This window comes from Campylobacter concisus (genome assembly GCF_902460415.1).
GTDB classification, from domain to species: domain Bacteria; phylum Campylobacterota; class Campylobacteria; order Campylobacterales; family Campylobacteraceae; genus Campylobacter_A; species Campylobacter_A concisus_Y.
In genome coordinates this window covers 14,196-35,519 of the sequence record NZ_CABPTY010000005.1, presented here as the reverse complement: position 1 = coordinate 35,519, position 21,324 = coordinate 14,196, and the positions used below count along the sequence as shown (strand labels likewise).

General features: G+C 31.9%; 19 protein-coding genes. 2 read left to right on the top strand and 17 right to left on the bottom strand.

Going from position 1 to position 21,324, the window contains the following annotated elements:
* The 11 genes from FZ940_RS08870 to FZ940_RS08820 all read right to left on the bottom strand — a co-directional run.
* Positions 1 to 294 (bottom strand): type IV secretion system protein (locus FZ940_RS08870; protein ID WP_222862004.1); only part of this gene is annotated, 294 nt, incomplete at its 3' end.
* Positions 291 to 3,071, bottom strand: coding sequence for a VirB4 family type IV secretion/conjugal transfer ATPase (locus FZ940_RS08865; RefSeq protein WP_148822280.1), 2,781 nt, complete (start codon positions 3,069 to 3,071; stop codon positions 291 to 293). The genes FZ940_RS08865 and FZ940_RS08870, both read right to left, overlap by 4 nt.
* 16 nt (positions 3,072 to 3,087) lie before the next feature.
* Positions 3,088 to 3,399, bottom strand: a complete 312-nt coding sequence (locus tag FZ940_RS08860) for a TrbC/VirB2 family protein (RefSeq protein ID WP_103648631.1) — start codon at positions 3,397 to 3,399, stop codon at positions 3,088 to 3,090.
* A 453-nt stretch (positions 3,400 to 3,852) separates the two neighbouring features.
* Entirely contained in the window at positions 3,853 to 4,131 is a 279-nt protein-coding gene (locus FZ940_RS08855; protein WP_148822279.1) for an EexN family lipoprotein, read from the bottom strand.
* An 82-nt stretch (positions 4,132 to 4,213) separates the two neighbouring features.
* Entirely contained in the window at positions 4,214 to 4,471 is a 258-nt protein-coding gene (locus tag FZ940_RS08850; protein ID WP_148822278.1) for a hypothetical protein, read from the bottom strand.
* 45 nt (positions 4,472 to 4,516) lie between these two features.
* Complete coding sequence (locus FZ940_RS08845; protein WP_148822277.1) at positions 4,517 to 4,921, bottom strand: hypothetical protein; 405 nt, start codon at positions 4,919 to 4,921, stop codon at positions 4,517 to 4,519.
* A 119-nt stretch (positions 4,922 to 5,040) separates the two neighbouring features.
* Positions 5,041 to 6,069: a replication initiation protein gene (locus FZ940_RS08840; RefSeq protein ID WP_148822276.1), complete on the bottom strand. Its 1,029-nt coding sequence runs from the start codon at positions 6,067 to 6,069 to the stop codon at positions 5,041 to 5,043.
* 817 nt (positions 6,070 to 6,886) lie between these two features.
* Positions 6,887 to 7,216: a hypothetical protein gene (locus FZ940_RS08835; RefSeq protein ID WP_148822275.1), complete on the bottom strand. Its 330-nt coding sequence runs from the start codon at positions 7,214 to 7,216 to the stop codon at positions 6,887 to 6,889.
* A gap of 55 nt (positions 7,217 to 7,271) precedes the next feature.
* Positions 7,272 to 7,493, bottom strand: coding sequence for a hypothetical protein (locus tag FZ940_RS08830; protein ID WP_148822274.1), 222 nt, complete (start codon positions 7,491 to 7,493; stop codon positions 7,272 to 7,274).
* Position 7,494: 1 nt separating this feature from the next.
* The gene (locus tag FZ940_RS08825; protein ID WP_148822273.1) at positions 7,495 to 8,481 is read right to left on the bottom strand and encodes a HipA domain-containing protein; all 987 of its coding nucleotides are present in this window, start codon (positions 8,479 to 8,481) and stop codon (positions 7,495 to 7,497) included.
* Positions 8,482 to 8,488: 7 nt separating this feature from the next.
* Positions 8,489 to 8,716: a hypothetical protein gene (locus FZ940_RS08820; protein WP_148822272.1), complete on the bottom strand. Its 228-nt coding sequence runs from the start codon at positions 8,714 to 8,716 to the stop codon at positions 8,489 to 8,491.
* Positions 8,717 to 8,951: 235 nt separating this feature from the next.
* On the opposite strand from FZ940_RS08820, the gene FZ940_RS08815 reads away from it, so the two are divergent.
* Both FZ940_RS08815 and mobP1 read left to right on the top strand, forming a co-directional pair.
* Complete coding sequence (locus FZ940_RS08815) at positions 8,952 to 9,506, top strand: hypothetical protein (RefSeq protein ID WP_148822271.1); 555 nt, start codon at positions 8,952 to 8,954, stop codon at positions 9,504 to 9,506.
* A 6-nt stretch (positions 9,507 to 9,512) separates the two neighbouring features.
* A complete protein-coding gene (mobP1, locus tag FZ940_RS08810; RefSeq protein WP_148822270.1) occupies positions 9,513 to 10,982 on the top strand; it encodes a MobP1 family relaxase in 1,470 nt (489 codons plus the stop codon).
* 370 nt (positions 10,983 to 11,352) lie between these two features.
* Here mobP1 and FZ940_RS08805 read toward each other — a convergent pair whose 3' ends face one another.
* The 6 genes from FZ940_RS08805 to FZ940_RS08780 all read right to left on the bottom strand — a co-directional run bounded on the left by FZ940_RS08805 (position 11,353) and on the right by FZ940_RS08780 (position 21,269).
* Positions 11,353 to 12,051 carry a hypothetical protein gene (locus FZ940_RS08805; RefSeq protein ID WP_148822269.1) on the bottom strand — a complete coding sequence of 233 codons (699 nt, stop codon included), beginning with the start codon at positions 12,049 to 12,051 and terminating at the stop codon, positions 11,353 to 11,355.
* Between the two features lie 163 nt (positions 12,052 to 12,214).
* Positions 12,215 to 12,448: a helix-turn-helix domain-containing protein gene (locus FZ940_RS08800; RefSeq protein WP_103649454.1), complete on the bottom strand. Its 234-nt coding sequence runs from the start codon at positions 12,446 to 12,448 to the stop codon at positions 12,215 to 12,217.
* Positions 12,445 to 12,684 (bottom strand): hypothetical protein, encoded by a 240-nt coding sequence (locus FZ940_RS08795; RefSeq protein ID WP_148822268.1) that lies wholly within the window; start codon positions 12,682 to 12,684, stop codon positions 12,445 to 12,447. Before FZ940_RS08795 ends, FZ940_RS08800 begins: the two co-directional genes overlap by 4 nt.
* 64 nt (positions 12,685 to 12,748) lie before the next feature.
* Complete coding sequence (locus tag FZ940_RS08790) at positions 12,749 to 13,312, bottom strand: P-loop NTPase family protein (protein ID WP_148822267.1); 564 nt, start codon at positions 13,310 to 13,312, stop codon at positions 12,749 to 12,751.
* Between the two features lie 109 nt (positions 13,313 to 13,421).
* Positions 13,422 to 14,732 carry a toprim domain-containing protein gene (locus FZ940_RS08785; RefSeq protein WP_187422161.1) on the bottom strand — a complete coding sequence of 437 codons (1,311 nt, stop codon included), beginning with the start codon at positions 14,730 to 14,732 and terminating at the stop codon, positions 13,422 to 13,424.
* A 72-nt stretch (positions 14,733 to 14,804) separates the two neighbouring features.
* Positions 14,805 to 21,269, bottom strand: coding sequence for a helicase-like domain-containing protein (locus FZ940_RS08780; RefSeq protein WP_187422160.1), 6,465 nt, complete (start codon positions 21,267 to 21,269; stop codon positions 14,805 to 14,807).
* Between the last annotated feature and the right edge of the window lie 55 nt (positions 21,270 to 21,324).

Below are 21,324 nucleotides of genomic sequence, written 5' to 3'. Positions count from 1 at the left end.
GCCATAAAGCTCTTTAACATCTTCAAGATAAGACGCAACATCTCTTATGCCAGTCTGGCTAGCAAGTTGTTTTGCATAGGCGTTTAGCTGTTCTTTGTAATGTGCAGCGGTATCAGCCCAGCGTTTAGCCTCTTCAGCCCAGGTTTTGGCTTGTTTTAAAACATCTTCAATGTGGTTGATTTGGCTTTGACTTATTTGAGCACCATCAACAACTGGTATTCCAGAGGCAGAGAGAGTTGAAATGCTTAGCATTAGTGCTGCAACGCAAGCTAAAGACATTTGTTTGATTTTCATTTTTGCTCCTTTGTGTATATCTTTTTTAAATCTGCAAGTTTTTCATCATAGCTCAGATCTGAGTAAATGATATTTTCTATTTTTTCTACGTTTGCTGAAGCTGTCGATAGAATTCCTAAGTGTGCTTTGCCAAGAGATGAAAGGTCTAAGCCAGCTATTGTTCTATCTCCATCTACGTTACCTTTTCTAACTAAAAACTGCCTATTAGAAGTAGGAGTTGTTTTAACAAACTCATATTCCTCTTTAGTGACCTTTAAAATTTCCACATAATCTTTCTCATTCGCTTTTGGATTTGATAAGAGTAACGTTGTAGGAGATTGCTCTATAATTGCAGTTGCGATCGGTAATTTTGCAAAATCCTCTACCGATTGTGTTCCCATAACTATAAAGCCGTTTTGTTTTCTGATAGTTTTTAGCTTATTAAATACCTCGTTTGCTACTACTGGATTTAAAAGCCAGTTCCAAGCTTCATCAATAAAGAGAGCAAAACGTCTTCCGTCGGTTAGATCCATAACACGCCAAAGAATATAAAATGCTGTAACTGAGCTTATATCAGCATCGTTTAATAGGTCTGTTCCATCAATACCATAAACGTTGATATTTTCATCATCAAGTGTTAGAGTGTCATTTTCATTATCAAACACATAGCCAAATTTTTGACCATAAGACCAAAGGCTAAGTCTAGATTTTAATGCATTGATCTCTTCATTTTTTTGTGTTAAGTGCTGCAATACCATTGAAATGCCATATTTTCTATCTTTTCTTTCAAAGTTTGTCATAACAGCTTCAATGGCAGTATTTAATGCCCTCTCTTCACTAACTAAAAGCTGCTCGCCATTTCTAGTAACTAGCATTTTAATAAGTGTTTGAAGTCTTGTAATGTTTTGCTCGGTCGCCTCTACTTGAAATGGATTAAATCCAGTTGGCTTTCCAAGATCAAGTGTAATGTATTTACCACCTATCGCAAAGATATTTGCAATGGCAGCCTTATCTTTGTCTAAATAAAAGAAACTTGCTCTTTTTTTATTCTCTGGAGTATTGCTTGGAAAACTATTCTTGTCAGCAAATTTGCAAAGCTGGTTAAGTAAGAAACTCATCAATACTGTTTTACCAGATCCAGAATATCCTAAGACTAGAGTATTTGCAAGTCTTGTAATCTCATTAGAAAAATCATCATCTTTATTTGTTTCGTGAAAATTGAAATAATATGGCTGCTTATTTGGGGTTTTAAAAATAGTTACTGCCTCTCCCCATTGATTTTTATCTCTTTTGCCCTTTACAAAATTATGAAAAGAAACAAAAGATGAAAAATTTAGTGAAGTTATCGTATAAATTCTAGGTCTAATGCTAAGGTTTGTAATAAATTGAGAAAAATACGTTGCAGGTAGTGCAATACCAGCTAAGCTTGTCAAAAATCCAGCATTTGCCAATACGGCCATAGCCCTATTACTTTTTTTCTCAACATCCTCAACGCTATCGCCATAGATCACTAAAGAGAAGTGATAGCTGCCAAATATCAGGTTTCCACCTATCAAGTTATCAAGTGCGTCGTCGATCTCTTCAATTTGGCTAATTGCATCATCTTCTGCCGAATTTAGCCTTTTTCTTTGCATATCTATCTCGTATTTTGCTTTTGATTTTGGTAAAGGAACAAAACTTTGAGTAATTGTATAGTCGATATCTTCATACATAAGCTGGTCTAATATACCAGTCCAAGAGTGATTTGGATAGTCTTTTATCTCAACTGCTTTTGCAAAACGATTTGATCCGTCGTTAAATTTTAAATGCATTGTTGAGCTGCCAAAAGATATAAAAGAGATATCGCCATTTAAATACTCATATAGTGGAGAGTTGGTAGCTCTTACTTTTTGAAATTTACCAGATATCAAGAAATTATAAAATTCTAGCTGTGATGAATATACATTACCATCAACTTCATATTTACCAAGCCTTTTTGCGTTAAAGTCAGATAAATTTGTATCAATGGTTACGCAGTAGTTTTTAAACGTCCTAATATAATCATTCATCTCTTTAATACGTTTATCTAAGCTATCTTTTTTAAATGATGAACGAAGTGCAGCTTTGTTAATAGGAGAAAAAACTGCCGTAAAATAATAGGTGTTTTGTTTCAACTCCTTTTTATTGAAGCCGTTATAGTATGCTCTATCTTGCTCTTGTAAAAACTCATTACTAAATTTTAAATCGTTGAAGCTATCCTCAATGCTATATCTCGCACTATGAACATAAAAAGATACTTGCTTGCTATCAAATTGTCTAAGCAGCATATTGATCTTTTGCTTATTAAATTCAAGCATTTCATCATCTTCAACTTCAAATGCTATGCCATCAACCGCCCATGTAGCTAATATGTCGAAATTTTTAGTTATCACAAAATTATCTACAAGGCTATCGTAAGGGATCATGTCTTTAAAATTTGGGACTGAGTTTAACGGAATAATGCTAAGCTTTGGAGCATTAAAATTTAAAGGCACTTTGTCGTAAGAAGAAGTAATATATGTTGTTCTATCTCGAAAAAATTTTTTTTTGGCTGGGGTTTTCCAAAATTTCATCCCTAAAAAGAGTGTCCTAAAAATCAAGTCATCTTTTTTAGTTATTTCTCTCATTATGAATATTGTTGGAAATAATAGCCCTAAAAACAAGAAAGTAGTATAAAGCGACAATAGGCATATAATACTACTTGCTGCAAAGAGAGGTATTATAGGAACACCAAAAACCATTGCTGGGCGTGTTAGACCTTTATATATTACTTCTTCCATCTTACTATCCCCAATTCTATCCAAGCAGAATAGAAGCTATCGTTGAAGCAGAAGCAATTAGAATTGCGCCAATGATAATTCTAGAACACTCTGGAATAGTTTGTCCACCAAAAATTACCTTATAGCCTACAACCAAGATTGCAACAGTTACTGTGGCAACAGCAAGGTATTTTAGCCACTCGGAAACCTTTGTAAGTAGCTTTTCTGCACTACCCAAGCCAGCACAATACGCTAGATCTGGGACGAAAACAAAAAAAGCTATGCAGGCAAAGCAAAGCAGATTGAGAGAGCTGGATTTAGATTTCTCTACAGGAGAATAACTCAACATAGAAAGTCCTTTCGCAAAAATAAAATATTAATCCATATTTGGATTACGGAGCGAATTATATTAAGTTATTTATTAAACGAATATTAGATAATGAGAATATTGTTAAAAGTGCCTATTGAAAGGCTTTTTAAGCTAATTAAAAGTAAAAATGCATAATTTTAGCACTAAATATTACTTTTTTATTTTTTCACGCTATTTTTTATGATAAATTTTACTAATTTTTAAACTTAGTATTTTATAAAAAAATGTATATTAGACATTATTTAACATCTAATATACATTTATTTTTATTGTTTGTCTTTAAAATATTTTATTAATATAGACCTATCAACATCTTTTAGCAGCCTTACCAAGGCTCGTCGATAGTTATCTTTTTTAGCTGTATTCCAACGCAATAAGGTATCGTATGGAATGCCAGTTATTTGTGAAAGCTCTTTGAGTGTCATAGTGACTTTACTTTACTTTTTGATAAACTTCATCTAACATTCCTTTTTGATCTAAGGCAATGCTTGCATTCTTGCAATTTTTAACTTTAATGCTATTGTAACCCTCATCTCTATAATGGTTATTTCTTACACAATCAGCATATGTCTTAATTGTTTCGTCAATATGATCTTTATAGTATTTAGCGGTTTTTGGCTCTTCAACTTTCTTTGTTTCCTCGCCGCCGCATCCAGATAAAACACCAATCAATAAAGCAGAAAGTGCTATAACTAAAATTGATCTTTTCATATTTTCTCCTTTTGTTTTTATGTAATTATATATTATTTTCTATTATTTTACTATAAATTATATTAATATAATTTATTTTTTATCATTTTACTATTATTTTACCATTGCCACTGAAAATAATTGTGCCATTAAAGTCCTTTGCAATTGCATTTAACTGCTGCAAAGTAACTGGATTAACGATCTCCATAGGATATTTTCCAGTTTCTTGCTTTATTTTTTCTAACTCCTGATTAGTGTGTATTAAAGGTGAAATTGTATACGTCCCATAGATTATTAGAGTAAAAAATGAGATATAAATTCCAATAGCCCAGCATAATTTTATATATTTATATTTTTCCATTTAATACCTTTATGCTGCCGTGAGGGGTAAAATCAATTTGTTCATCTATCTGTCTCCCAAAATTTCTTTTAAATCCTCAATGGTTTTTTGTTTTAATAAAAACCCTAGCAAATCATCGCCGCCAAAGAAGTAAGGATCTTCGTCTTCCTTTTCAAAATCCATTACGGATCTCTTTAGTTCATTAACAAGAGGATCTAAATCATTATTGATAATCTCAAATTCTGCTGAGCTATCGCCTGCTACTGATACTTTTATTGTAGAGTATCCATTTTCATTCATGCTCGACAATGGCTGAATTTTAACACAAAGACCATCTAAAAAGACTTTATTGTTCTTGCTTACTGACAAATTATTATCATAGGTAGAATTTGCCTCACTCCAGTAATCGTTTAGCACCTCGATTTGGTTCACGTCGAAGTTAATTTGCTCTGCTTGTGGTGTTTTATACATAGAATTTCCTCGCTCAATAACCTTTTAACTAATAAAAGTCCCAAAAAATTGGGACACTTTTGCCACTAAGACGTTAAAATTTGTTTTTTTCGTGGGACACTTTTTATTCATCAAAGCTGCTAAATAAATTTTAACGCATTAATCATGTGCTGCAAGGTTTCAAATTCAAAATCAAATATTTTATTATTTTCTTGGTTGATCGCTTTCGCATGAATTTTTTTATCATCGCCTTTCCAAACCTCTTGCAACTTACAAGAGTCGTAACCACCATCATATTTATTTTTCATGCTGAAATGCCTGCCAATATAAGGTGTTAGTTCTGTAACAATCTCACCAGTCAAATAATTTACTTTTGGAGCTTCCTCTGGCTCTGGTTCGGTATGTTTTTTTAGACTTTTTAAATTTTTAATCTGCTCGCTAAGCTCGCTTCGATCTTTCTCAGGTGTAAAATAAAATTCGATGCCTATAACTTTGCCGCCACGACCACGACCGTTAGGATCTTTAATTTTTTTGTATGTTAAATTTTCAAAAATATTGCGATTATTATTAAATAAATCACGTTTTGCTGACAACTCTTTAATGCAAGGTTTCAAAATTCTAGCATCTATGTTATGTTGTGGATAGCCTTTTGGTATTTGCATGATTTCGCAAAATTCATCCCACTTATTTCTAAATAGTGTCACCACCCCACTATTTCTAAATTGTTTTAGAAGCCTATAAAGCGTTTTTGCATATTTTGAATTGATATTGACAAATTCCAATAACTCAAAACGTGTAAAACCAAGCTGATAATTTGTTATAAGCTCATAAAAGTCTTGTTGCGCTGTTATTTCTATGGTGTTTGTTTTATAATCAAACACTAGTTTTTCAAAGCACACAAAAGCATAAGCTTTCGTTGCTGTTGTATATTTGATATTATAGTTTAGTATTTTGTCAGATAGACTTTTAAACATTTCAAGCATCTTATTAGTGCTTTCTTTGGTATTACGTAAATCATTAAAAAAATCATATATATCAATTTTTACACTTCTATTATCTGCTAGTTTGGATAAGATCTTAACAACCATATCCATCTCTCGCTCGGTTAGTTTTGGCATAGGCAAAAAGTTAAAGTCGTTAGAATATTGAACGATTTCACGCACTGACATTTTTTAAATACTCCTATAACTTTTATGTAGTTATTATATAAAAAATACATAAAAATATCAATAGTATTTTTAAGTAGTAAATTTGTAGTTTTAAAGTAGAAAATTTGTATTTTTAATGTAGTAAATTTGTAGTTTTAATATGGTATAAATACTCTTGGTAGAAAATTTGGGTCTATAATTTGGTAGAAAATTTGTAGTTTTAAAGTAGAAAATTTGTAGTTTTAAAGTAGAAAATTTGTATTTTTAATGTAGTAAATTTGTAGTTTTAATATTTCGCCAGAGCCATCTACATCGAGGCTACAAAGCCATATAAAAGATAAAGAAAAGTTATGTTAAAAAGATAAAAATCGCGTGCGCGTGCGCGAAAGAGAAAAAACAACAATTATTTTTAGAAAATAAACTTAGGCAATCATTAAAAAGAAGTTAGAAATATTATAACCCCAAATTTACTACTAAGCTTAAATTAAAATTAGGCATCTAAGTCTAGTCAGTTTTTACTTTTCTCAACTTCTCTGTTATTTTCTCTTAACAATAAAGTATTTTTTTTAGATCCCTCAATATCGCCAGTAGATATAAAATTCATAATAGCAGCATTAACCAAATCACTATTTGCTGTTGAAAACAATTATTTTCAAAATAAGAATATAAGTTTGCCCTATTTGTTGGGCTTTTGAAAGTGTAAAATAATAAAATTTAAGTTTGAGAAGCTTAAAGTAGTAAAAATGGTTTAAGAATTCAACTAAAAACAAGCAAATTTTTGTGATTTCTTAAAAAAGTAGAAAAGCTCAAGTCGATTATTATAAAATCTGCCCTCGAGCTAATTTAAAAAGCAAATTTCAAAGCAATCAGCCTTTGGATCATTTAAATAAGGCTCTAAGAAAGAAGCGAGTTCTGAACATACGCTACCAAACTTTTTAATAAATTTTTTCTTATTTGCCGTTGCGAAGCATATAAATTCATCTTTGCCGATAATACACTCATAACGACTTTCTAAATTTCTCCTATATTTTTTAAAAATATCAAAAAATACAGGGTTCAACGTATCTTTATATTCTTTACCGAAATAAATCCCGGCTATATCTTGCTCTTCATCGATTGTCGTTTTACAGCAAACACGAAAAAAGATTTCGGTGTTATCTACGACCATGCTATATCCTTTTTAATTTTCTAAAATTAAATTTTTATGGTAATTTAAAACCTATTTAACAAATTCCTAAGTATTTTCTTCTTAAGTATTCTGCCTGCTCTTTTGTAATTTCTTTACTAAGCTGGGATATATTTATTGATGAGTAAAGCTCACTCCAGTATAAGCTTAAATCCCAATTAGGATGAACGTTTGAATTTTTACAATCTAAAAACTTTTTTAAGTCTTTTTTGAGCCATGGCGACAAAGTATTTTCATCTAATATTATATTCTCTTCCATATTACCACCTATCTAAATTTTTATCTTTATCTTTATCTTTTTCTAAATTTTTGTCCTTGCTCTGATGAAGTTTAAGGGACATAAAATAAAAAAGTCTATTTCTCTTTTTTTCATGATCTAAATGTTTTTCTATTGCCACGTCTATTATTTTTTCTTTTCTAGCTTGTATAACTGTTTGTAAGAATTTTTTATGAGTATCTGATATATAAGGTGTGCTAGAAATTATCTCATTGATTTTATTAAGATCTATTTTTGATCCTATTTTCTTTAATGAATTTATGCAGTCTTTGTTTTTTGTTTTTAGTAAATAATCATATGGATTTATTTTTTCATCTTTTCTTCGTATAACTGATGGAGGAAAATCGTAAACTATTCTATTTAAATCTTTTTTATTTAGTAAAACATTTTTCATTTCTAGCTCATTATATTGTGAAAAAAGTGAGCAGCCACAATCAAATACTGGAGCTGGTCTTTTATATGTTTGAGTATCTACATTCGCAATAAAACCCCAGTTACCATTATGCCTATCTGAGTTTGCTAGTAATGCATCTGCTATAAACATATCCCAAAACATTTCTTTTACTTCTTTTTCATCAACTGCAAATTGATTTTTTGCTTCTATTGTGTTTAATATATTTCCTAGATCTGCATCATATCCATTTGCTATTTTTTCTTGGTAGGTAACAAAATCTATCATAAATTCATTTGGCTCTATAAAGTCTTTACAAGCTACAACAACTTTATCGTCATATGTTCCAAGGATTGTGTCTTGTGTTTGTATATCTAATGTTTTTAAAATACTACAAGATATATGCTCGGTAACGCAAGCATTCATAAAATTTAAATGTGCTGGAGCAACTGGCTTTGGAGGAAATTTCAGCATATAATCTTCGTCATTATATATTATGCCTACTTTTGTTCCACAAAATCCACCATAGCTTTTGGAGCTTTTTTCGCAATTTGTAAAATCTATTTCGTTATCTACCATTGTTTTTCTAATCTGAAAGTTTTTTTATGAGTTCTAAAATTTCGCTTGCTTTGTGCTTTTCTAAAATCGTTGTTATATCTTTTAAAAAATCGTTGTTTGTTTTTATCAAATCACTTATTGCTTGTGATAGTTTTAGCTGCTCTTTTGCTATCATCTCTTTCTTTTTGTTTTCAAGTGACGCTAATTGAGATTTTATTTTTTTAATTTTCTCATCTATTGAAACTATCTCGCTCATAGCCGTTCTCCTTTTATTGATTAAAATTTTACTTGGCAGTATAGCAGAGTTTTAATAAAATTTCAAGGCAGTTGTAGCTGATTTTTTTAATTTTATGGCAAGTTTTATTGTGTATAATTTTGGTCGTAAATAGTATTAATTGCAGGATAGGCAATAACGCCAAATTTGTCCGACATTTTATGTCAGACTTTGGGTTATTGCCAACTCTGCGAGGCTCAGGTATAGGATAAACATAATGGAAAATAATAAGATAAAAAAGAGTTTTAGAATAGAAAGCAATTTATTAAATTTGGTTGAGGCATATTTGAAAGATAGTAAGTATAATTTTAGCGATTTGGTTAATGCTGCTATTATGAATTTTATATCTAATGGCGATATTGAAGGATCTAAAAAAAATACTTTATTGTTAAGAGAAAATAACAAAGAAGTTGAGCTTAGAATATCAATATCTAAAAGTGAATATAAGTATTTGGTTGATTTATCCAACAAACATGGTTTTAACTCAGCCACTAAAGAGGCTAAATTTTTACTATTAAATATTTTAAATTCCGATAGCCCTATTTTTAATAATATTGAAATGGAGGAGTTAAGAAAATCTAACTATGAGCTTAACATGGTTGGTAGAAATATTAATCAAATGTTGAAAGTATTATACGAGCAGGATTTGCAAAATTTTAAAGTAAATTATGAAAATTTAATATCAGTAGTAAAAGTAGTAAATGACAAAATTTCTGCCGTAAGCGATCAGATAGAAAAGTATATCAAGATTTTAAATTTGAAGCTAAAGTAATATTGGATGAGAAAAAAAAGAATACTTGATGACGAATGGTGGCGACCTAAAAGAGTTATTACCGATTTAGAAAAAAAGGCTAAGAGTTCTTACGCATATAATAATCAACGAGGTATTTATAAAAATAGATTTAAAAGTGTTATTACATATACAAAAGCACCTTCAAAAAAACAAACAGAAGTTGTTATTAAATTTACTGGATCTAGTAAAAATTATGAGGGGCTAAAAGCACATCTAAGATATATTTCTAGAAATGGCGAGGTTGAAGTTCAAAGCTCTGATGGTTGTAAATTTATAGGAAAAAGTGATTTAAATATTTTATCCGAAAGCTTTAATAGTGGTGATCGCATACCAACACAAAGAGAGATAAGAGATAACTCACTAAAAGAGCAGAGGGAAGCAATACATGTTGTTTTTTCTATGAAAGATTATCAATTTGCATCTGGTGCTAAAATTAAAAAAGCAGCAATGAATTGTGTATCAAAAATGTATCCAGATAACTACTTTTGTATAGCTATACATAATGATACGGATAATCCACATTGCCATTTAGTTTTAAAGGTAAAAGATTATTTAGGTAGGAGAATAAATCCGAAAAAATCTGATATAGCCAATATGAGATTATCATTTGCAAATGAGCTTATCAAGTTGGGTGTTGAAGCAAAGGCTACAACAAAATCTAACTCTAGAAATTCTGAAAATGATAAGGGAATTTACATTGCTGGAGATTATAATAATGGTGAAAAACACAAAGCACATCATTATAAAGTTACTGGCTATGGCAGAGCAAATTATAAATTCGATAAAGATAACGAGGAAAGCTTTTTTGTATCATATATGACTACAAAAGGTAAAGAGATTTTTATTTGGGCTAACGATCTTGAGAGGGTTGTAAAAGAAAACGACGTCAAAATTGACGATTATTGCAGATTTGTAATTACGGCTGAAAGCCCAGTAACATTTAATGTCCATGATAAGAAAAAAAACGTTTGGTATGAAAAAACAGCTTATAAAAAAGTCTGGGACGTTTCTATTGAAGATAAGAACGAAAAGGTATTAGAACCTCTTAAAAATTTTACTCCTAACGACTACAAGCAAATTGATGAGCCATATAATGAAGTGGTAGATTTTGGCATCGATCACTATCAATTTAATTATGATATGCCAAAAAGCTATTTTGTGAAAATGCTTAATCCAAATAGAAAAGAATTTTATATTTGGGGAAAAGATCTAGAAAATATCATTAAAAACGAAAATATAGTATTTGGCGATAAATGTAAATTTAGGCAGCAGGGCAAAGACGAATATGGCAAAAATATTTGGGTTGTTGATATACAAGGCAGAGATACTAAAACAACTAACAATAGAAGGACAAATATTGCAGTGACAGAAACTAAAACTTCAGCTGGAGCAGTCGATAAAAGTAATAAGACCAAGAATAAGAGCAAAGGCAGCAATAAAAATATTGACTTTTAGTTTTTTTAGTAGTATAGTTCCTTTTATAAAACATGCATATGAATTTACTCCGTTGGAGTTTGTAACTCATGTTTTACTTAATGCATGTTTCCTAAAGAAATTTAGGTTTTTACCCGTTGGGTCTGTATAATAGGGGCTATTAAGCCCCTATTTTTATTTGTATTTTCTCATCCACTCTGTTTTTATATCTTCAAATCTATAAGAATATTGACTTTTAGTTTTTTAGTGGTATAATTTCTTTTATAAAACATGTGTAGAAATTTACTCCGTTGGAGTTTGAAACTTATATTTTATTCAATGCATGTTTCCTAAAGAAATTTAGGTTTTTACCCCGTTGGGGATTGTAAAGGGGGCTATTAAGCCCCCGTTTTTATTTGTATTTTCTCATCCACTCTGTTTTTATATCTTCAAATCTATACTCGAGATAGCTAGTTTGTGTGTTTCCATCTGACCAAACCAGTAGTTTTATTTCAGTTTTATTGTCTTTTGTGATCGATACAATATCATACCCCTGAACTTGGCAGCCAAAAGTATATATATTAAATTGCTCATCTATCGCTTCGGTATCAAAGTGAAATTTAGCAAGCTCGTCATCAAAATCGTTCTCTTCTAACTCATTATACTTATCACAAAGTATCCATCTATCAGTATGTCCATTTGATTGATAAAGCCCATTGCACTCCATATTCCAATCAAAATTAGCCTTGCCAGCAGTCTTTGCTAACTCGTCAATAAAGTAGCTATAACTCTCTTCCATATCTGAAACGTATTCAACTCTTTCATAGTCAAATTTCTCTAACGTCCCAAAACCAAGTCCCTCAGCAAGCTGGTCAATATACTCAATACCATTTTCTTTACAAAATTTGCTACTCATAATTTTGTTAAAATTGTCGTTTTCATCGTTAGTAAAAGTTATACCAAGTTTTTCTTGAAGTGCTTGCCACTCGTCAGAGTTAAAGCAAAGTAGTTCAAAGCCATCACTTGTGCCATCGCAATAAATCACTTTTTGAGGCTCTTTTAAAAATACGCCCAACTCCTTTTCTCCTAAAAAAAGCTCATATAATTTCATCTCTTATCCTTTGTTTTATTTAAAAAGTTAGTATTTCTAACTTTTTATAAGAGAATTATATAATAATATTAACTATTTGTCAAGAGAAAAGTTAGTATTTTTATACATTATTTTATAAAATAGTTAAAATTTTTACCCTTTTGGGAGAAAAAAGGGTAAAAATCTAATTATTTGAAATTTTTTTGATAATTTCGCTTAATACTTTAAAATCTGCAAGCTCAGTTTGTAGTTTTTGATTTTCTTTTAGTAGATTGATTGATTGTATCGTTTGGCTGCTAAATTTATCAGTGGTTATTGCCACTTTCAAGCTGCCCTCAGTCATACCGATTTTTTCCGCTAGCTGTTTATATGTTAAATTTTGCTGTTTGCAAAATTCTTTTACGTCGGCTGCTGTCATTCGCTTTTTCTTTTCATATCTTCTACAAGAAGTTTTCTCATATAAGCATTTCTAGCTAGAAAAGTTTCATCACACTTTTCATCCAAATACGCTATTTCTTCTTGAGTAAGATAAATACTTACTTGCACAGTATTTCTCTTTTGTTTCTTGTCTTTTTTATCTTGCATCTCATAAGTTTTTACCTTGCTGTTTTGCAAAGCTTCTTCAATGCTAATGCCCTTTATTCTATCTGCCATACTTCAATATCCTTTTAATAGTTTTTATATCATATTAATATATTTAAAATTAAAATAATATAAATTAAGATTTGCTTCTTATAGCCTTTAAAAGTCTTCTATATTCATTAAAAAAGCTCGAGTAGCTTCTTTTTGATAAAGAGCTTTCATTATATAACTCAGTAAAAGATAATCCGTAGTTTGCAGCGTTATTAACGATCTTAGAATTTTTGAAATAAAAAGTTGGTATATCTTTGTATCTCTTATCAAGCTCATTTTCTAAAAATTCTTCTTCTCTATCATCTTTATAGTTGGTTGCAAGAAGTATTATATTTGGATTTATTGAGATAATTTCATTTATCGTTTCTACTGTTCTGATAAATGAATTATATGTTGGCAAACAAGGGATAATTACGACATCACAATTTTTTATAATATCTAAAACCCCAGAAGCAGAAAACCCACCAAAGTCATATACACAATCGTCAAGATCCTTGACTTTGTCTAGAATTTTTGCTTTGCCTGGGTAGATCTGTTCGATACAAGAATTGTCATTAGATTGCAAAAAGTATCCAAAATCCTTTGCAATACTAAAAGCAAAAGGCGTTTTGCCTACGCCGCCTTTTTTGTTTAATAGAGCTATTTTCATTATTTTATCCTTTTAAAATTTTTACAAAAGCATTATACTTTTTAAAATATTAAAATAATATAAAATAAATTATAAAGATAATATTTCTATTATAATAATATAAATACTATTATCTTTCTTTATCTTTTGTCTTTTCTTGGATGCTCTCTCTAGCTACTAAAAAATCGGTAAAGTCAAAGCCTTTTTTTAGTGGTTCTTTTATGCCGACGTTCCTGGCAATTTTATTCCAGTCAATTACTTCTATTGTTTTGCAAACATCCTTTAAATCTTCTCTTAAGGCTTTTGCCCCACTCTGCCCTGCTTCATCATTATCGTATGCTATAGTTACATTTATATCTTTAAAAAGTGGTATATATTTCTCGCTAACTCGAGCACTTGCAGATCCAAGGGTAATAGCATTAAAGCCACTAGCAAGAGCATTTAGGCAGTCTTTTTCGCCCTCAACTATAAAAATCGTTTCGTTATCCTTTTGATTTTTTGCAAAATCTTTTAGATCTCTCAGATTAAAAGGGCAACGTTCTCTATTTTTTGAAAACATTACCTTTGGCAAAGTTACCAAATTTCCGTTATCACCGACAAATGGCTGAGGATTTTTATTATACTTCCAAAACGTTAAGCAGTCGCCATTCTCGTTTCTAATAGGCATAATTAACCTATCGGCTTGCTTTGAATAGCCAATTTCATACTTTTTGGCTATGTTTTCTTTTTGCTCTTTTGTTGCAGTTGGCAGGGTTTGAGATAGTAGCTCCCAAAATCTTTTGAAATTTTCTTTTCGCTCTACCTGGAATTTATCTATAAAGTCTTGTGTAATAAAGTCTTTGCTTGCTGTTTCACTCTTATTTTTTTTGATTTCAAAAGAGTTTTTTAATGCTGCCATCTTTGTTATGTATTCTTTCTTGATAGAATAAGTCTTTTCGGTATATAGGTGTTTGTCTGTTTCTAGCCACTCCATTTCTTTCTTTGAGTCAAACACCATAAGATCATCAAGCGGTTTTATTTTAGAGATAGCCCAATAATAACCTTTTGTTATATCTGAAGCATTTTCGCCGTATCCGACGTAAATTCCACTTTTATTGTCTATTACATTTAAGCCAAAAACAACGGCTGCAGCTCTTATTTCGCTAAGTGTGTCTTTCTTGAATTTAGGCTGTTGATTGCTGCTAAATTTAATATCTTGTGGTCTATTAATTATATCGTTTGCTCTATTGAAGGCATCTTTTTGGGACATATTTTCAAAGGTTGTCATAAAATCTATAATACTACCATACCAGCCGCTGCCAAAATCTTTTATTTTGCCGTCCTTTGGATTTATGGACGCACTGGCTGTATTTTCATCACGTATTTTAAATTTATAGTGTCTATCGACGTCATAACCTAAGGTTTCTAAAATTAAGGCGGTTTCATCTTTGCTGTATTGCATTTTTTATCCTTTTATATGTAATAAAAATTATATTAATATAATATATTTTAAATTATATTAATATAAAAAACATTAAGATAACTCCTTGCTACTATTTGCAGCAATGTTTGCTTGACTACCAGCTTCTAAGCCACCTTGCTGCTGAGTATTTTGCCTCTTGGCTCGTTTAGCTTCATCGATAATTTTTAATGCCCTACTTTCAAATTTGCTTTCATAGGTCTTGTCTTTTTTCTTTCGCTCGAGTTCATTTAGGACGATATTTTTTTCGCTTTTTAATAGCTCGATAAGATCATTTTTAGGATAGTTTTGCTGCTCAGATAAAAATGATTTTAGATCTACTAAGTTTGATTTAGCTTCATCAAGGTCTTTTTGTTCTTTAGAGATAAATTTTTCCATATTATCAAAATAGTTATTCATCCTTACAAAAAATCCATGTAATCCGACCTGGTCTTTTAAATCCTGCCTTGTGCCGTTCATAGCTGAGTTATAATACATATTCTCAGGCGCTAGTATCTCGCCACTTTCTTTGTTTGTTAGCTCAAAAGTTATACTATTATTCAAGCTGCTATAATATCCACTTACAACAAAGCCCTTATACTCGCATACATCATAGCTTTTCTTTGGTGTTTGAAACATCAAATTGATATTTGCTTGAAATTGCTCTTTCATCTTGTTTTGGATTTCTTGGGTATCCTTCGCAGCACTAGCTTTTGGAATAAAGAATTCTTGCTTAGATACTTCGTGATTATAAAGATTTGTAGAAAACATGGCACATCTTAGCCCATCGCTGCTTTCAAATTTGCCGACATACTCTTTTGTTTTGGTAAACAAGTTTATTCTTTTATTAAAAAATTCTATCATCTTTTCTAAATTGTGCATTTCGGCTTCTTTTTGCTGGAAGTCTTGAATATATGCCTTTTTCTCTCTTTCTAACCTTTCAAGCTCATTATTTATCTTGAAATTTGTTAGTATTAACGGATTGCCACTAGCAATAGCCTTAAGCTCCTCGTAGTTAACTACCTCCTCCTCAAATCCGCTTATATGGTTCTCATCTACAACGCACTTTCTAAATTTGGTAATGCTCTCCGCCTTTTGCTTTACTGTTTGCAACGAGGTTTCATCATAGGTGTTCAAAGTGACGTAATAATTTACATCTACCTCAAATTTGTCCCCATATTTTTTAAGTAGTTCATTGCCTTGTCTTATGACACGACCATTTCTTTGTGTTAAATCGCTAGGCTTCCAAGGTATATCAAGATGGTGTATAGCGGTTACTCTCTCTTGCACGTTCGTTCCTGCTCCCATCTTGCCAGTAGATCCTATCAAAACTCGAATTTCACCACGATTTACCTTGTCAAATAGCTCATATTTTTGTTTGTCCGTTGTCGCATCGTGGATAAAGGCTATCTCGTTTTGTGGTATTCCATTTTTTACAAGCTTTCTAAGCAAATCACCATATAAGAAAAATCTATTATCATTGCTATCTCTATCAGTTTCAGATATAAAGTCGCTATTAATATCTTTACCTTGCTCTATAGCATCATTGATATTAATAAATTCTTCTTGCTTTGCAGGAGTTACCTCTTGTTCTGCTGCTTTTTGTTCATCTATTACTATATTTTGGGATTGTTGAGATGGTGACTTCGGCGTTCCCATATCTAAAAAGACAAGCTGAGTGCCTTTGTCATCATTCCATTTTTCATAAGTGTTTATGATATTTTCTACTGCTTTATTGATTTTTGAATTTGGATCATCTTCGGCAAAAGGATCTATCAGCCTATAATCCAAAGCACAATATTTAGCATCATTTGTTACTTTTAAATGGTTATCAATTCTAGGATCATCTGGCATATTTTCAAGCCTATAAATAATAGATCCCTCATTAAATTGTCCATTTTCTTGCTCTACGCCTATATACTCTTTTTGTAGATCACTTGCTGGACTTTTAGTGTGTTTAATATTTACGTTAGGGACAAAGTTGCTGCCAAGCTCCTTTTTTATATCATCGTTGGTTATGACGTCGGCAAAATCAAGATATGATCCGCCAAGTGTATTTAAATTTTTGAAGCCAGTAAATCTAGTCACAATTTTATAGTCGCCTGCGACAGCACCAGTTTCATAAACTCTATCAATATCTGCGTATGTTTTAGCCCAGGCATCAAAAGAGTCAATGCCTTGATCTTTTAGTGCATTTGGGGCAAGGTATCGCTCTATTAAATAAAGCTCTACCAAGCTATTGCTAACTGGTGTTCCAGTTAAAAACATAATTTTAGCATTGTCTTGGTTATGTAAATAGGTTGTTTTTGAATACATATCCATTGCTCTATCAGAGCCACTTTGAGTTCCTAAGCCTTTAACGTTCTCAAGCTTGGTAGAGTATCTCAAATTTTTATACATATGGCTTTCGTCGACTATTAAATAATCAACGCCTAAGTCAGAAAAATCAAGCGTTGTGACATTCTTGTTTTGATCCTCTAAAATCTTAGTCACATTGTCCTTTAAAGATTTTAGCTGTGTTTCCATACGCTTAACTGACGGACTTTTTCTATATCCGCTGCTATTTTCTTCCCTAATAGCAATTGCTTGCTCCAGCTCAGCTATCATATGATCAAGCACTTCTTTTTGGCTTTCAGCTGGGGCAGGGATCTCTTTAAATTGTGTTTGTTTCATAATAATGGCATCGTAGTTTCCATTAGCAATTTGGGCTAAGAATTCAGCCCTCTTGTCTTTGCTCATAGACTTATCCTCTGCCACCAGCAGCCTTGCTTCAGGATAGGCGGTCAAAAATTCATTTGACCACTGGCTAACCAAGTGATTTGGAACTACTACAAGGGGCTTATTAACTATACCAAGTTTTTTTTGCTCCATGATCGAGCAAATTGCAGTTAAGGTCTTACCTGCTCCCACTTCGTGATCGATCAGGGTAACTTTTTCATTGACTGCTCTAGCTACAGCGTCTTTTTGGTGTTTTCTTAGATGATATGCTTGATTTATGCCGCTAATTTGTAGATAATCCCCATCGTAATGTTTTTTAGCATAACAATTAAACTTTTCATTGAAAATACTAGCGATTTCCGTTCTTCTAGCATAATCTTTCATTATCCACTCGTCAAACTCGTTTCTAATAAGATCAATCTTTCTAGTGACCTCTTGCGTAGCTACCATATCAAGCTCTTTTTCATACTCAGGATAGCCATTTTTATTCATTTTGATTGAGCCATCTAAATTTAACTTTGGTCTATCAGTAGTCACGTAAATTTTTAAATACACGCCATTTAAGGCAGCTTGTGCTATCTCATATGGATCTTTATTTAGACGACTATTATCAGGATGATAATATGCATATTTCTTTTCAACCTTGAAATTAGTATTAGGATTTACAGATCCCTCAAAAACCCACTCAGCATTTATTGACGAGCAAAATATATCCAACTTTGTATTTTGGTGTAGCTCAAATTTTTCTTTAAAAAATTCCTCATAGTATTTCATAGGTATCCACGAAACCCCAATTGTTGGATTTATCTCACTAGCTGGTATATCTTTTGGCAATACGTCTTTTAGGCTTTCGACGTTGTTGTAAAATAATGGCTCTGTCTTTGCCAGATCTTCGGCTTTTTTGTATTTCTCCTTAACATTGCCAGATAGATATTTTGGAGCAAATATGTATTCAGTATTGCCTTGTTCGTAAGCGTCAGGATCTATAAAAATTAGTTTTTTATCCAATAGCTCCTTAGAAATATCGTAAGGATCTTTATTTAGATGATTTGCGATATAAGGTATGCTTATTTTTCCGTTGACGTTCATACTTGCATATAAACCATCTGCTGCATTATCAAATTCTATCTTAGGACGAGGTCTTAAAACTCTTTGCTTGAATACATCAGCCTTTTTAAACGAGTTTTTGCCGCCGTCTTTTTCTAAGCCTTTTATGTTGTTAAAATCTGCGTCATCCTTTAAAATGTTTGCAATACTTCTATTATTTAAATAGCTATTACTCTTAACAAAATCATCATAGATAGTATTTAGATCATTTCTCTTGTCAATAAGTCTTTGATCGTTATCGTCTATATCTTGTTTTTCAAGAGCAAAAAGCTCTTTTCTACAATCTCTAAGCTTAATGTAGTCTTTGGCTATCTTTGTTTCTTTAATACTAAAATTTAGTCTTCTAAAAACAGCCTCATCCTTTATTAGACTATTAGATTTCAAGTAAATTTCGTCACGAAAAATTAGATAGTTACCCACGAGCAGGCTATCAAAGTATTCTTTATTTTCTGAATACTCTTTATCAAATTTAGAGATTATTAGCTCATTTTCATCTACTGGAGCTGGCTCATGGTATTTATAAATGTCGCTAGGGAGCTCGTTTTTAATAAAATTGTCTATTGCAGTTTCCAAATTTATATTCGGATCTGGCAGACAATTTAGCTCATATCCAAAACGACCACTGGTAACCTCTAGGCGGCCAAGAACATTTTGCGGATTATTTTTGAAATACTCATTAATGTGTATATCGTTATCATCTACATTTTTAAAGCTAGTAGTATTTACAAATTCTCTATTTAATCTATTATCTAAGCCCTTTTTGAAAAAAACAATATCGGTAACTACTTCGGTTTTTGCTTCATTAGAAAATGCATTGTTTGGCAGCCTAACAGCACCTAAAAATGTGTTGTTTGCAGCAATTTTATCCCTTACGCTATTGTTTTTAGCATCTAAAAAGTTGTGAGTTATGACAAAGCTAAGAATACCATCATCTTTTAAGTGTCTTAACGATTTTGCCGCAAAAAAATTGTGTATTGTATATCCACAAAGATCCAGATCTCTACTATCTGCGATCTTTGTTATGTTTAGTCTATCGTATGGAGGATTTCCAATTATTGCATCATATTGTGTTTTTTCGCTCAAATATAGATCTTCAAATCCATATTCATTACTATATACTTGTGCAGTAGGGTAGAGCAGGGTAAGAAATTTATTTGTTTGATTTTCTATCTCAAGGGCATCAAATTTATATTTCCCCTTTATAGGACAACTAGCTAAAAACACTCCATTGCCAGCACTAGGCTCTAAAATTTTTTTGTCCTTATCAGGCTCAGCATTTATTCCCATATGATCTAGGGCTTTATACATGCTATCAACAATAAATTTAGGTGTAAAAAATGCTGTTGTAGTAGAGGCTCTTGCACTAGCATACTCATCTGGGCTAAGCAATTCTTTTAACTCTTTATATTCTTCTTGCCAATCCTCGTTTAGTTGGTTGAATGCTTCACTAATTCCACCCCAGCCGCTAAATTTACTTATAACATCTTGCTCTTGCCTTGTAATTGTAAAATTTCGATTATTTTCTAGTGCCTTTTCTCTTATAGTCCAAAGAGAATTTGCTAATTTAATTGCTTCTATGTTGTTTTTAAATTTTTCCTTTTTAGAGATTGAGCTTGTCTGAAAGCTATCTTCTAAAATAAAATCCTTATTTTCACCAGTTGATATAATATTGAGTGTTTGAGTAGTAATAGGCTCTATGTTTATATTTTGTGGCTGAGGAATAAAATTTGATTTTACCTCTTCTTTAACTTCTTCCTCATCAAAATCAAAAAGACTTCTAGCTCCATCATATTTGTTAGTAGAGCTAGTATCTTTTTTTAATGTCCTAGTAGTTTTTCTCTTATCTCTTTCATCGGATATCTCGCGTCGCTCAGATTGAGATACTCCTTGTATATCGATAGTCCCCCCATTATCTTGTAAATTTCCAGATCCGTATTGCCCATCTCTCTTAACTTCTTCGCTTCGTCCTCGCAAAGAATATCCTTCTCCCAATACTCCTGTCTGTATAGGGCTATCGTTAGCTCCCCTAGCTTCTCCTCGTCCACCAGCCCTCTGGCTTGGATGTCGTCTATCATCCCCAAGTTCTCCAAAGCTGTCGTCCAGCGGTAAAGTATCGTTAGTCTGTGCATCCAGTCGCCTGATTGAATGTTCGAAGGTGCTGGATACGTCGATCTCATTATCTCTTGTTGCTCCACGTCCAGATGTTTCTCGATATAAGCTTTCATCCGATTTATCACTTCCTCGCTCGGCTCTATCGTATCGCAAGTCATCGCTCTCCAATTCACCCAGTCGTGATTGATTGTTATTAGTATATTGACTAACTCTTTTTTGATCTGCTCTATTTGCTCTTGATTGATCTCGTTGGATTGATTGATCTTGCTCTCCATATTCTTGATTATCAGATATAGATAATTTGAGAAGTTCATCTCCTCTTGTAATGGTGTCCACTCCATTTCCATCATATCCGTTAATCTTTTCTTGGTTATTAGTGGTCTGTTGCCCTTTATCTTGTTTTGCGGATTTGATAGGATATGGTTGTTCTTGGTATCCACGAAATCCCAGATCTCGTTTATCGTCTCCTGAAAATTCTTCGGTGATAGTTCGTTGTAATGTGGATTTAGTATGTGAAACATTGTATTCTCCTATGTCAAATGTATTTGGATGGTCATCCCAAAGACTTCTTGCTTCGTATTTACTCTTTTTAGCACGTGCCATTTATTTCTCCGTAATTATAAAAGGAAATATATTAATATTAACTTAATATATTTTA

Bases quoted from the DNA above. Each gene is read 5' to 3' on its own strand.
- FZ940_RS08865 (WP_148822280.1), bottom strand. From the start codon at position 3,071: ATGGAAGAAGTAATATATAAAGGTCTAACACGCCCAGCAATGGTTTTT.
- FZ940_RS08860 (WP_103648631.1), bottom strand. From the start codon at position 3,399: ATGTTGAGTTATTCTCCTGTAGAGAAATCTAAATCCAGCTCTCTCAAT.
- FZ940_RS08855 (WP_148822279.1), bottom strand. From the start codon at position 4,131: ATGAAAAGATCAATTTTAGTTATAGCACTTTCTGCTTTATTGATTGGT.
- FZ940_RS08850 (WP_148822278.1), bottom strand. From the start codon at position 4,471: ATGGAAAAATATAAATATATAAAATTATGCTGGGCTATTGGAATTTAT.
- FZ940_RS08845 (WP_148822277.1), bottom strand. From the start codon at position 4,921: ATGTATAAAACACCACAAGCAGAGCAAATTAACTTCGACGTGAACCAA.
- FZ940_RS08840 (WP_148822276.1), bottom strand. From the start codon at position 6,069: ATGTCAGTGCGTGAAATCGTTCAATATTCTAACGACTTTAACTTTTTG.
- FZ940_RS08835 (WP_148822275.1), bottom strand. From the start codon at position 7,216: ATGGTCGTAGATAACACCGAAATCTTTTTTCGTGTTTGCTGTAAAACG.
- FZ940_RS08830 (WP_148822274.1), bottom strand. From the start codon at position 7,493: ATGGAAGAGAATATAATATTAGATGAAAATACTTTGTCGCCATGGCTC.
- FZ940_RS08825 (WP_148822273.1), bottom strand. From the start codon at position 8,481: ATGGTAGATAACGAAATAGATTTTACAAATTGCGAAAAAAGCTCCAAA.
- FZ940_RS08820 (WP_148822272.1), bottom strand. From the start codon at position 8,716: ATGAGCGAGATAGTTTCAATAGATGAGAAAATTAAAAAAATAAAATCT.
- FZ940_RS08815 (WP_148822271.1), top strand. From the start codon at position 8,952: ATGGAAAATAATAAGATAAAAAAGAGTTTTAGAATAGAAAGCAATTTA.
- mobP1 (WP_148822270.1), top strand. From the start codon at position 9,513: ATGAGAAAAAAAAGAATACTTGATGACGAATGGTGGCGACCTAAAAGA.
- FZ940_RS08805 (WP_148822269.1), bottom strand. From the start codon at position 12,051: ATGAAATTATATGAGCTTTTTTTAGGAGAAAAGGAGTTGGGCGTATTT.
- FZ940_RS08800 (WP_103649454.1), bottom strand. From the start codon at position 12,448: ATGACAGCAGCCGACGTAAAAGAATTTTGCAAACAGCAAAATTTAACA.
- FZ940_RS08795 (WP_148822268.1), bottom strand. From the start codon at position 12,684: ATGGCAGATAGAATAAAGGGCATTAGCATTGAAGAAGCTTTGCAAAAC.
- FZ940_RS08790 (WP_148822267.1), bottom strand. From the start codon at position 13,312: ATGAAAATAGCTCTATTAAACAAAAAAGGCGGCGTAGGCAAAACGCCT.
- FZ940_RS08785 (WP_187422161.1), bottom strand. From the start codon at position 14,732: ATGCAATACAGCAAAGATGAAACCGCCTTAATTTTAGAAACCTTAGGT.
- FZ940_RS08780 (WP_187422160.1), bottom strand. From the start codon at position 21,269: ATGGCACGTGCTAAAAAGAGTAAATACGAAGCAAGAAGTCTTTGGGAT.